The sequence below is a fragment of the Flavobacterium sp. genome (genome assembly GCF_017744675.1).
Classification (GTDB): domain Bacteria; phylum Bacteroidota; class Bacteroidia; order Flavobacteriales; family Flavobacteriaceae; genus Flavobacterium.
This window is the reverse complement of the sequence record NZ_JAGIAV010000002.1, coordinates 161,838-174,599: the sequence shown is the minus strand read 5'-3', so window position 1 is coordinate 174,599 and position 12,762 is coordinate 161,838. Positions and strand designations below refer to the sequence as shown.

Annotated in this window: 8 protein-coding genes; 5 read left to right on the top strand and 3 right to left on the bottom strand. The window is 34.0% G+C overall.

Annotated features, from left to right (window positions below; genetic code table 11):
* Entirely contained in the window at positions 1-1,023 is a 1,023-nt protein-coding gene (gene tsaD / locus J7574_RS06200; RefSeq protein ID WP_066034076.1) for a tRNA (adenosine(37)-N6)-threonylcarbamoyltransferase complex transferase subunit TsaD, read from the bottom strand.
* Positions 1,024-1,230: 207 nt separating this feature from the next.
* Here tsaD and J7574_RS06195 point away from each other — a divergent pair, with 207 nt between their 5' ends.
* The 5 genes from J7574_RS06195 to J7574_RS06175 all read left to right on the top strand — a co-directional run bounded on the left by J7574_RS06195 (position 1,231) and on the right by J7574_RS06175 (position 9,519).
* Positions 1,231-5,757 carry a translocation/assembly module TamB domain-containing protein gene (locus tag J7574_RS06195; protein ID WP_290967149.1) on the top strand — a complete coding sequence of 1,509 codons (4,527 nt, stop codon included), beginning with the start codon at positions 1,231-1,233 and terminating at the stop codon, positions 5,755-5,757.
* A 309-nt stretch (positions 5,758-6,066) separates the two neighbouring features.
* Positions 6,067-7,053 carry a 6-phosphofructokinase gene (gene pfkA / locus J7574_RS06190; protein WP_290965757.1) on the top strand — a complete coding sequence of 329 codons (987 nt, stop codon included), beginning with the start codon at positions 6,067-6,069 and terminating at the stop codon, positions 7,051-7,053.
* A gap of 94 nt (positions 7,054-7,147) precedes the next feature.
* Complete coding sequence (gene gap / locus J7574_RS06185) at positions 7,148-8,152, top strand: type I glyceraldehyde-3-phosphate dehydrogenase (RefSeq protein WP_290965754.1); 1,005 nt, start codon at positions 7,148-7,150, stop codon at positions 8,150-8,152.
* A gap of 130 nt (positions 8,153-8,282) precedes the next feature.
* Positions 8,283-9,134 (top strand): N-acetylglucosamine kinase, encoded by an 852-nt coding sequence (locus J7574_RS06180; protein ID WP_290965751.1) that lies wholly within the window; start codon positions 8,283-8,285, stop codon positions 9,132-9,134.
* 10 nt (positions 9,135-9,144) lie between these two features.
* Positions 9,145-9,519 carry a methylglyoxal synthase gene (locus tag J7574_RS06175; protein WP_044048067.1) on the top strand — a complete coding sequence of 125 codons (375 nt, stop codon included), beginning with the start codon at positions 9,145-9,147 and terminating at the stop codon, positions 9,517-9,519.
* Here the strand turns inward: J7574_RS06175 and J7574_RS06170 are convergent.
* Together J7574_RS06170 and J7574_RS06165 are read right to left on the bottom strand one after the other, a co-directional pair.
* Complete coding sequence (locus J7574_RS06170) at positions 9,500-9,880, bottom strand: RidA family protein (protein ID WP_202003948.1); 381 nt, start codon at positions 9,878-9,880, stop codon at positions 9,500-9,502. The two genes, J7574_RS06175 and J7574_RS06170, sit on opposite strands and share 20 nt — an antisense overlap.
* 122 nt (positions 9,881-10,002) lie before the next feature.
* Positions 10,003-12,705, bottom strand: a complete 2,703-nt coding sequence (locus J7574_RS06165) for a putative LPS assembly protein LptD (RefSeq protein ID WP_290965746.1) — start codon at positions 12,703-12,705, stop codon at positions 10,003-10,005.
* Positions 12,706-12,762: the final 57 nt, after the last annotated feature.

The following is a 12,762-nucleotide window of genomic DNA, read 5'->3' as shown; positions in this document are numbered from 1 at the left end:
TTAAAATTCGATTCTGGCTTTAGAAACCACAGAAGAAGTTTCAAAACGATTAGATAAGTATTTTTGGTATCCCACAATTCCAATCATTGCCGCATTGTCTGTTGTGTATTCAAATTTTGGAATAAAAGTCTTCCAGCCGTATTTGCTTTCGGTTTCCTTCAATGTATTTCGAATGCCAGAATTTGCCGAAACTCCTCCGCCAATAGCAATTTGTGTAATTCCAGTTTCTTTTACAGCAAGTTTTATTTTATCCATCAGAATTTCGATAATTGTATGCTGTATAGACGCGCAAATATCATTTAGGTTTTCTTCGATAAAATTCGGGTTCTGCTGTTTGTTTTTTTGAATGAAATACAAAATGGCCGTCTTTAATCCGGAGAAGCTAAAATCCAATCCTGGAACTTTTGGTTTTGTAAAAGGAAATGCTTTCGGATTACCTTCTTTAGCATATTTATCGATTAAAGGACCGCCAGGATAAGGAAGTCCTAGAATTTTGGCACTCTTGTCAAAAGCTTCACCTACAGCATCATCTGTAGTTTCGCCAATAATTTCCATATCAAAAAAACTATTCACTTTTACAATTTGAGTATGTCCGCCACTGATTGTTAATGCTAAAAACGGAAATTCAGGTTTGTCATAACCTTCTTCATCAATAAAATGAGCTAAAATATGGGCATGCATATGATTTACAGCAATTAGTGGCACATTTAAAGCTAACGATAGTGATTTGCTAAAAGAAGTTCCCACCAATAAAGAGCCCATTAAGCCTGGACCTTGCGTAAATGCAATTGCGCTTAACTGTTCTTTTTGTACATTTGCTTTGCGAAGTGCAGCATCTATCACAGGAACAATATTCTGCTGATGTGCGCGTGAGGCCAATTCAGGAACAACACCTCCGTATTGGTTGTGAATTAATTGATTGGCTACAACATTTGACAATACTTTGTCGTTATGTAAAACCGCGGCAGCAGTATCATCGCATGAACTTTCGATGGCTAGAATAAAAACCTCTGGATTTTGCATATAAAGGCACAAATTTTGAATTATATTTGACAAATCAAATTATTACATTTCTTTGATTTAAGCAGTGCCCCAAAATTAAAGAATTTTTATCAAAAACAGCCGTTCTTTTGTCTGTTCAAAGTAAATTTAAAAGAAACTAAAATTAAAGAAGCTATCAAAAAAGTAAAGAAAATAATATCCAGAACCCTAATTGGGTTGATTTTACTTTTGTTAGCATTGGCTATCATACTCTCTCTTCCTGTGGTTCAAACACAGATTGCCAATTATGTTACCAACCGATTAAACGAGGATTACAAGGTTAATATTAACGTTGAAAAAACGGCTATCAATATTTTTGGCGGAGTCAAATTAAAGACAGTGACGATTTTAGATCATCATAAAAAAACGATGATTTATTCGGATATCATTACTACTGATATTGCTAGTTTCAGCAGATTGTTAGACGGAGATTTAATTTTTGGCGATTTGCGTTTAACAGGTTTGATTTTTAATTTGAAAACCTACAAAGGCGAAGACGAGAACAATATCAATAAGTTTATACAGGCTTTTGAAGTTGAAAATACGCCTAAGAAAAAATCAACAAAACACTTTTTGCTAACGGCTAAAAATGCTTATATCGAAAAAGGAAGATTTTCTGTTGTTGATGAAAATAAAACAACTCCAAAATTTCTTGATTTTACAAAATTAAACGCCTACATCAGTGAGTTTAAATTGTACGGCCCAAATGTAAACACAAACATTCATCGATTTTCGTTTATGGATCACCGCGGTTTGTATGTTTCTAATTTTGCGGGGAAATTCAGCTATACTAAAAAACAGATTATAGTTGAAAATCTGGCCATTAAAACCAAAAGATCTTCTATTTATGGTGTCGCAATTTTGAATTATAAACCATCAGATTTTCTTGATTTTACAGATAAAGTTCGATTTGATGTTTTGATAGATTCTTCTTCTATTGCAACAAATGATATTCGCCATTTTTATGATGGTTTAGGAAAAAATCAGCATTTTAAGCTTAAAACGAAATTAGATGGTCCGTTGAATAATATGACGCTTACAAGATTGAGATTAAGCGATACAAACGGATCAAAAATTAACGGTACAATCAAATTTAGAAATCTTTTGGGCAGCAAGGAACAGAAGTTTTCTATGGATGGAAAATTTGACAAATTGCTTTCTAGTTACAACGATTTAGTGATTTTGCTTCCTGGAGTTTTAGGAAAAAGACTTCCGAAGGAAATGAAGAAAATCGGGAAGTTCAATATTGTGGGAAAAGCAAAAGTTTCGACTACAGCTCTAGAAACAGATTTCAAAATGGCAACCGACTTAGGAAATGGGCAAATAGATCTCCATATGAACAATATGGATTTTATAGACAGAGCTTCTTATTCTGGAAATATCATTTTGACAAATTTTGATGTTGGTACTGTTCTAAGCCGAAAAGACATTGGCAGAACTACGTTGAATCTTGATGTAGATGGAGTGGGTTTTACAGAGAAGTATTTAAATACAGTCATTAAAGGAGATATTTCGAAATTGGACTACAATAAATATACCTATAATAATATCGTGGTCAACGGTAATTTTAAACTGCCCTATTATAAAGGACAAATTGCAATAAACGATCCTAATTTGAATTTGAATTTTGATGGTTTATTGGATTTGAGCAAAAGAGAAAACCGATACGATTTTCATATCAATGTTGAAAATTCAGATTTGCGAAAACTGAAGTTTGTTGGCGATTCTATTTCACGTTTTAAAGGAGATGTTGTAGTTCAGCTGACTGGAAATTCTATTGAAAATCTGCAAGGAGATATTTTTATAAAAGATGCAGAATATCAAAACCCTAAAGCAACTTATGTTTTTGACCAAGTAAATCTAAATTCAAGTTTTGATGCAGATCGTTTAAGAACAATTACCATTAGTTCAAATGATGTTGTCGACGGAAAAATTGTGGGTAAATTTAGATTTGATCAATTGGATAAATTGGTCATGAATTCTGTGGGTAGTTTGTATACCAATTATAAACCGTACAAAGTTAGAAAAGGACAATTTTTGAATTTTAATTTCCGTGTTTACGATAAAGTGGTCGAAATGCTTTATCCGCAAATTAATATTGATTCGTCTACAGTTGTACGCGGAAAAATAGATTCTGATTTAGAGGAATTTAAATTCAGATTCAGATCTAAAAAAATTACTGCAGACAAAAATACATTTGATAATATTCGTATTAATATCGATAATAAAAACCCGCTTTATAACGCGTATGTCGAATTGGATAGTATTAAGACACCTTACTATAAAATACGTGATTTCAATTTAATTAATGTTACTTCAAAAGATACCCTTTTTGTTCGTTCGGAGTTTAAAGGAGGAGATAAAGGCGAAGATTACTTTAATCTAGATTTGTACCACACGATTGATAAGAGCAAAAACAACATTGTCGGAATCAAGAAATCGGAGATGAAATTTAAGGACTATATCTGGTACTTAAATGAAGATGCTGAAAAAGACAATCAAATTGTAATAGACCAATATTTTAAAAACTTTTCTTTTGATAATATTGTTTTATCTCATGAAAACCAGAAAATTGACTTAAACGGAGTCATTAAAGGAACGGATTATAAAGATCTCGTGCTTACCTTTGAAGATGTTGATATAAATAAAATTACGCCTGTCAATTCCAAATTTGTATTCAATGGTAATTTGAATGGAAATGTCAATTACAAGCAAAATAAAAGTGTTTATCAGCCCACCGCTTCCATAAAAATTGATCACCTAGTTATGAATAATACAGAACTGGGCACGCTTAATTTTGATATTTCGGGAGATGAAAATTTCAGGAAATTCACAGTTAACTCCTCCATTCAGAATGGTTTTACAGAATCGTTTAGGGCAAACGGGACTTTTGCTGTAGAAAACAAGGAAACAATCATGGATATGAACTTAAAGCTAGAAGGTTTCAATCTGGCTACGTTAGGAACTGTGGGCGGCGATGTTCTGTCTAATGTTCGCGGTTCTGTTTCCGGAAATGCTTCTGTTGTTGGGAATTTAAAAAAACCGGAAATCAACGGGCGTTTGTATGTAGAAAAGGCAGGAATGACGATTCCGTACTTAAATACCGATTACGAATTGAGTGATCGAACGGTTGTTGACTTAACTAACGAGAAATTCTTGTTTAGGAATAATCAGTTAACCGATACTAAATATGGTACAAAAGGTTTGCTGAATGGAAGCATTGAGCATAACAATTTTGGCGATTGGAAATTAGACTTAAACATTACCTCTAAACGATTGGTGGCTCTTGATACAAAAGATAGCGATGATGCGGCATATTTTGGAACAGCGTTTATAAATGGAACAGCCAGTATAAAAGGTCCTGTTGATGCACTGTTTATTAAAGTGGATGCAAAATCTGAAAAAGGCACCGAAGTTAAAATACCTATTAATAATGCACAAAGTGTTGGAGAAAGCAGCTGGATTCATTTTGTAACGCCAAAAGAGAAATATAATCTGGCCAACGGAATTGTAGAAAAAACAAGAGACTATAATGGACTTGAGTTGGAATTTGATTTTGATATTACGCCAGATGCCGAAGTAGAGGTTATTCTAGATCGAAATTCGGGGCATGGTATGAAAGGAAAAGGATACGGATCGCTTTTATTTAAAATTAATACGTTGGGTAAATTTAATATGTGGGGAGATTTCCAGGCATACGAAGGAACCTATAATTTTAAATATGGCGGACTTATCGATAAAAAGTTTACTGTTAAAAAAGGTGGGTCGATTATTTGGGAAGGAAACCCGATGCGTGCGCAGCTGAATTTGGAAGCTGTTTATAAAACGCAAGCCAATCCAGCAGTGCTTTTGGATAACACTTCTTCATTTAATAAAAAAGTTCCAGTAGAAGTAGTTATTGGTTTAAGAGGAGATTTGGCGAGTCCAGAACCTAATTTCGATATTCAGTTTCCATCGGTAAGTAATGTTTTAAAATCAGAGATACAATATAAGCTAGACGATAAAGATATTCGCCAGACTCAAGCGCTATATTTATTATCAACTGGTTCGTTTATGAGTACCGACGGATTCAGCCAAGGAGATTTTTCGGGAACATTAACAGAAACGGCATCGAGTTTATTGGGAGGAATAATCAAATCGGATAATGATAAAGTAAATATCGATTTAAATTATATTGCTGCAGATAGAAGAACAGGGCAGGAGGTAGATGGTCAGTTTGTGGCCAATATTTCGTCTCAAGTTAATGAACGTATTACAATCAATGGTAAGCTTGGAGTTCCAGTTGGAGGAGTAAACGAGTCGGCTATTGTCGGTGATATCGAAATCTTGTATCGTGTAAATGAAGACGGTACAATGAACCTCCGTTTATTCAATAAAGAAAATGACATTAATTATATAGGACAAGGAATTGGTTATACGCAAGGAGTCGGTATTTCATATGAAGTAGATTTTGATACTTTCAGCGAACTAGTAAATAAGCTCTTTAAAAGTCATAAGATTGAAAAAGCGGTAAAAGGTTCTTCTTCTAGTGAATTGGGTGATTCTTCTTTGAATCCTGATTATATGAATTTTACGAGTAAGAAAGATTCAGAGAAAAACAAGAAGAAAGCAAAAGAAGACGAGGAGAAAAGGAAAAAAGAAGAAGAAAAGAAGAAAAAAGAGCAGGAAACTCCAAGCAATAATAATCATGGGCTAATTCCAGACAACGATTATTAACACTTTGTTAAAAAAAGACTTTTATAAAACCATTATTCTCATAATGGTTTTTTTTGTGCTAAATTTAGGCACTCTAATAAAATTTTCCATGTGAGCCGGAAATTTTGATTTTTATAACACTTCATCAGGGTATTGTTAATTTTGACGATTTAATTAAAAAAATAGCGTTTTATTATTTTTAATGAAATTTTTTTCTAGAAAAAACTTATTAACGAAAACGTTTGAATTTAACAGATTTTATTAATTTATGATAATCGTAACCCGAAAAGTGCTGAATGTTTGCTAATTTTACACTTTAATACTTAAATAATGCCAAAAACAATAAAAAAAGTAGGTGTTCTTACCTCAGGAGGAGATTCACCTGGAATGAATGCTGCAATACGATCAGTTGTTCGAACTTGCGCATACCATAATATAGAATGCATCGGAATTTATAGAGGGTATCAGGGAATGATTGAAGGAGACTTCAAGGAAATGGGACCACGAAGCGTAAATAATATTGTAAACAAAGGTGGAACGATCTTAAAATCGGCTCGTTCAGTTGAGTTTAGAACCCCTGAAGGTAGAAAAAAAGCACACGAGAATTTGGTTAAGGCTGGTGTAGATGCTTTGGTTGTTATTGGTGGTGATGGTAGTTTTACAGGAGGATTAATTTTTAATTCAGAATTTGGTTTTCCAGTAATGGGAATTCCAGGTACTATTGATAATGATATTTATGGTACAAGTTTTACTCTAGGGTATGACACTGCTTTAAATACTGTTGTAGACTGTATCGATAAAATTAGAGATACTGCAAGTTCGCATAACCGTCTTTTCTTTGTAGAGGTTATGGGTAGAGATGCAGGCCATATTGCTCTTAACGCAGGTATTGGAGCAGGAGCAGAAGAAATTCTTATTCCTGAAGAAGATCTTGGTTTAGATCGTCTTTTAGATTCGCTTCAAAAAAGTAAAGCATCAGGAAAATCATCAAGTATTGTTGTAATTGCTGAAGGAGATAAAATTGGTAAAAACGTATTTGAATTAAAAGATTATGTTGAAGCTAATTTGCCTGAGTACGATGTGCGTGTTTCTGTTCTAGGACACATGCAGCGTGGAGGTTCTCCGTCTTGTTTTGACCGTGTTCTGGCAAGCCGTTTAGGAGTTAAGGCTGTAGAATCTTTAATTGAAGGAAAATCAAATTATATGGTGGGACTTCGCGAAGATAAAGTGATATTAACGCCGCTTGAGCAAGCTATCAAAGGCAAATCTGAAATTGATAGAGAATTGTTAAGAGTGTCTGACATTATGTCGACATAACCAATATAAAGTTTAAAAAAGAAAAAGAAGTTTATTGTGAGGAAATTAGACTTTGAATTAGTGTAATAAAAACAAAAGCAAAAAATTTAGTAAAATGTCAAAAGTAAAATTAGGAATAAACGGATTTGGACGTATCGGAAGAATCGTTTTTAGAGAGTCTTTCAATAGAGATAATGTAGAAGTTGTTGCAATCAACGACTTATTAGATGTAGACCACTTAGCTTATTTATTAAAATATGATTCAGTTCACGGTCGTTTCAACGGAACTGTAGAAGTTAAAGAAGGAAAATTATATGTAAACGGAAGAAACATCCGTATTACTGCAGAAAGAAATCCTGCTGACTTAAAATGGAACGAAGTTGATGTAGATGTAGTAGCTGAATGTACTGGTATCTTCACAACTATTGAAACTGCTAGTGAGCACTTAAAAGGTGGTGCAAAGAAAGTTATCATTTCTGCTCCTTCTGCTGATGCTCCAATGTTTGTAATGGGAGTTAACCACGAAACTGCAAAAGCTTCTGATTTAGTAGTTTCTAACGCTTCTTGTACTACAAACTGTTTAGCTCCTTTAGCTAAAGTTATCCACGATAATTTCGAAATCGTTGAAGGTTTAATGACAACTGTTCACGCAACTACTTCAACTCAAATGACAGCTGACGGACCTTCTAGAAAAGACTGGAGAGGTGGACGTGCTGCTGCAATCAACATCATTCCTTCTTCAACAGGTGCTGCTAAAGCGGTTGGAAAAGTTATCCCATCTTTAAATGGAAAATTAACTGGAATGTCTTTCCGTGTTCCTACTGCTGACGTTTCTGTAGTAGATTTAACAGTAAAAGTAGCTAAAGAAACTACTTACGAAGAAATCTTAGCTGTATTGAAAAAAGCTTCAGAAAACGAATTGAAAGGTATCTTAGGATATACTGAAGATGCAGTAGTTTCTCAAGACTTTATCTCAGATAAAAGAACTTCGATTGTTGATGCTGGTGCAGGAATCGGTTTAAATTCAACTTTCTTCAAATTAGTATCTTGGTATGACAATGAGTACGGATACTCAAGCAAATTAATTGATTTATCTGTACACATTGCAGGTTTAAAATAATAATATATATTTTTGCAAAATCCCGTTACTTTACAATAACGGGATTTTCTTATTTTGTTACTTCTATAATTAATGTAAAAAACACACTTTTAAATTAAATATAGAAAACCTAATTCCAAAAACTAAACAAATGAAATTAATAGTTGACAGTGGATCTACTAAAGCCGATTGGATTGCGATAGATGATAATGGAAAAGTATTATTCACAACACAAACTTTAGGATTAAATCCTGAAATTCTAGACGGGCCGGAAATCGTTTCAAGACTAAACGACCGTTTTGATATTTTACAAAACAAAAAAGAAGCAACTCACTTGTTCTTTTACGGTGCCGGTTGTGGTACAGATAGAATGAAAGAATACTTAAAACAGGTTTTTCAAGAGTATTTTTCTAACGCAATTGTAGACGTTCAGGAAGATACTTATGCGGCTGTTTATGCTACAACTCCAAAAGGTGAAGAAGCAATAGTTTCAATCTTAGGAACAGGTTCTAACTGCAGTTATTTTGATGGAAAAGTATTGCATCAAAAAGTTCAATCATTAGGTTATATCGTGATGGATGACTGCAGCGGAAATGTTTTTGGAAAAGAATTAATTAGAAAATACTATTTTAATAAAATGCCAAAAGAATTAGCGGTTGAATTTGAAAAAGAATACGACGTTGATCCTGATTTTATTAAAAATAAATTATACAAAGAGCCGAATCCAAATGCTTATTTAGCAACTTTTGCTAAGTTTTTGATTAAGCATAAAGATACTGAGTTCTGCAGAAAAATTATTTTCAAAGGAATGAAATCTTTCGTTAAGAATTACATCAAACAATTCGACAACTGCAAAGAAGTTCCAGTACATTTTGTTGGTTCTATCGCATTTTACTTGAAAGATGAATTACAAGAAACATTTAATAAATATGAACTTCAATTAGGGAATGTTTTAAGAAGACCTATTGATGGATTAATTGCTTACCATGTCGCTAATCAATAGTTCTGGTTTTATGGAAATTGCCATTATTGCTCATGATGGAAAAAAAGCAGATTTAATTGATTTCTTAATCAAGAATGAAGCTGTTTTGCATAATGAAAAAATAAGGCTGATCGGTACTGGTACTACTGGAGGAAAAGCAGAAGCTGCTGGATTTAAAACTCAGAGAATGCTTTCTGGTCCTCTTGGAGGCGATGCGCAAATTGCAGGAAGAGTAGCGGAGGGAATTACACAGATGGTTTTCTTTTTTAAAGATCCTCTATCGAGCCATCCGCATGAAGCAGATATTAATATGCTAATTCGTGTTTGCGATGTGCATAATGTGCCGCTGGCAACTAATGAAGCAACGGCACAATTATTATTAGATGCTATTGCACAGCAATTATAGAAATTTCTACATTAACATTTTTTGGCAAACAAGCCACTTGAACCGTTTCACGAGCTGGAGCGGTTTTTTCGTTAAAATAAGAACCGTAAACGGTGTTTATTGCTCCAAAGTTATTCATGTCCATGATGAAGATAGTTGACTTTACAACATTCTCAAATGTCATGTCTGCCGCTTCAAGAATAGCCGCGATGTTTTTCATAACCTGATTGGTTTCATCATTAATGTTGTCTGTAACCAATTCTCCTGACTCAGGATTGATTGCAATTTGCCCAGAAGCATAAAGTGTGTTTCCAGACAAAACAGCTTGATTATACGGTCCGATTGGAGCCGGAGCTTTCTCGGTAAAAATGATTTTTTTCATAATATAATTTTATTAGAAATATAAGTTTTGTTTTTATACAAACTGTAGAGTTTCTATGTATCTAAAGAATCCCATCAATTTTAGACTTTAAGACTTTAGACTTTAGACTTTACGACAAAAAATTATCTATTTGAAACGCTGCGTTTGTTCCATTTGATATCGCTAAGCATACCAGATTTAATTCCGATAAAGAAGTTCCAGTTAGAATTTGTTCCCAAAGGCTGCCAGTTAAAGGCCATTCTCCAGCTTAATAAATCTCGCTCAAAACGGAATTGCGTAAAGGTAACTCCTTTTTGTACAAAATCGTAACCTGTAGAAACCCCAGCCTTCCATTTAGGAGTAAGATCGGTATTGATGGAAATCATGATGGAGTTTCCAGAAATGGTGCTTTCTCGTTTTACGTTGGAATACGTTAAGGAATAAGCAAGTGTCATGTCCCACGGAACTTTAGAATTAAAGAATTCTGTAATTACATCGTCTTTTTCAGGTTCATTGGCAAACTGGCTGTTACGGCTGTCATTTAAGTCGGTATTCGTACCAAATAAGTCATCGCTTCGACCTCCGTTTCGCTGGCTTTGTGTGTTTTTTTCTTTTTCTTTTCCGCTTCCTTTATTCGAGAATGAGTAGTTTACAGTTACGTTTGCACTTGTCATTCTGAATAAACTTCCGCCATTATCAATATTGAATTTATCAATTTTGTTACCTCCATTATCAATCGCATAAGGATCTAATGTCGCACCAAAGTTCATATTCATTTTATTGTCAAAAAACTGCGTTCCACCACTAACCAATACAGGTTGCCATCCAAATGTAGTTTTCCCGTCAGCATTAAAATTATAGCTAGTGCTGAAGTTTAAGTTGTTTAGCAGCATTATTTTCTTAGGCTCTGTTTTTGTGCTGTCACGATCTCTTACTTTAGCTTCAAAAGTGTTGCTCAAAGCAAAACCAACAATGTTAGAGTTTTCTTTTCCTGGTGCTCCATACAATCCGTTTTCAAATCTTGTATATTCAGACTTAATTACACCAGAAGCATCGACTGTATAAGTGTCGTAGTATTTTTCAAAACTTGGCGTATAAGCATAAGTAATGCTAGGGCGCATGACGTGTCTAATAGATTGGATTCTTTTATCGTCTCCAAAATTAAAAGTTCCGTAAATAGTCGTACCTAAATTGGTGCTGAAGTTGTATGTTCTAAAAGAGTCAAAACCGTTTACAGTTTTATTGACTGTTTGTCCAGCAGAAGGATCGTAAACTTTCTGGATCGTCTTGTTAACCCAAGTTTCCTGATAAGTAGTAGAAGCTCCAGCACTGAAATATTTGAAAATCTTAAAGTTGGTGCTCAACGGAATAGTTTGCTGCAATCCTAATTGTGCATCATTAAACATCTGAGGCTTGAAAAACAGCGAATCTTTTGTTTTAAAATAGTTTTTACCGCTTACATTATATTGTAAGTTGATATTTTTTATAAATCCTTTCTTTACGCCATCCTTTCCAACAAATGGATAAACACGATCGATACTTCCCTGTAAAGACGGAAGTGTCATTACAATGTCTTCTGTCTGCGTGTTCTGGCTGTGAGTTGCAGATAACGAAAGACGGGAACCTGGAATTGTATTAAAGGTTTTGTTGTATGAAATCGACGAGTTTAAGGTGTTGTTTAAGTTCGACCCTATGTTGGCTTGGTTAATAGACTGCTTGAAATATTTACTACTACCCATGTTAACAGAAGCAGAGAAAGTAGAATTCGGATTCGATTTGGTGTCTTTAGAATGCGACCATTGAATGTTGTAAATATTTTGTTTGGAGTAATCTGGATAACCACGCTCGCTGTTTATCAGATTCTCAAAACGAATATTAACATTTCCTCTATACTTATATCTTTTGGCATACGCCGATTCAAAGCGCATGGCGTAACTTCCGTTGGTATAATAATCTCCAAGGACTGTCAAGTCATAATTATCGCTTAGGGCAAAATAATACCCCCCATTTTGCAATGAAAATCCTCGTGTGTTAGAGTCGTTATAACTTGGGATAATAATACCCGAAACGCTTTTTTCTTTACTTAAAGGGAAAAAACCATAAGGAAGCGCAAGCGGAGTAGGCACATCTGCAATTACCATTTGCGTTAAGCCGGCAACAATCTTTTTGCCAGGAACAAATTTAATTCTGCTGGTTTGAAAATAGTATTCAGGATGGTCAATATCTTGAGCGGTAGTAATACGTGCGCCCTTTAAAAAGTATACAGAGTCGTTTTCTTTTTTAGTAACAGCAGCTTTAATATTTAACTCGCCTTGTTTTGTTCTCGAATTGTAAATTAAAGCCTTTTTTGTTTTGAAATTAAAACGAATAGAGTCTGGCTGTACTTCGCTAGATCCTTGTTTGAAGTTTGGATACTGAGTTAAAACTCCTGCAGAATCTTTAATTCTTCCCGCGTAAACTTCGTCTTTTTCATAATTGAGCACAATTATACCCGATTTTAATTCTACATCTTTATAGTATAATTCGGCTTCATTATATAGAGTGATCAGCTTTTTTTTCTGATCAATTTTAGCATAATCTTTTGCTTTGTATCTTACTTTTCCATCCAAAAAAGTCTTTTTGGGTCTAACTGTATCGAGTTTTATGGTGTCTGTAATCGCAGTGCTTTCTTTATCTGATTGTTTTACAGCAGGTAAAGGCTTTTTTTTGTTTTTTATTTCTTGCGAGTATAAATTACCACAACCTATAGTTAGGAAAAATGATATTAAAACGATATTAAATAAGTTTGTATGCAAAGGTTTAAATGCTATTTTTGTAAAATTATGGCTTGTTTTTTGACATGTCAAACTTACATATAATTTTTTGGCAAAAATAATCAATTCTAAAAATTATAACAGCTGCAT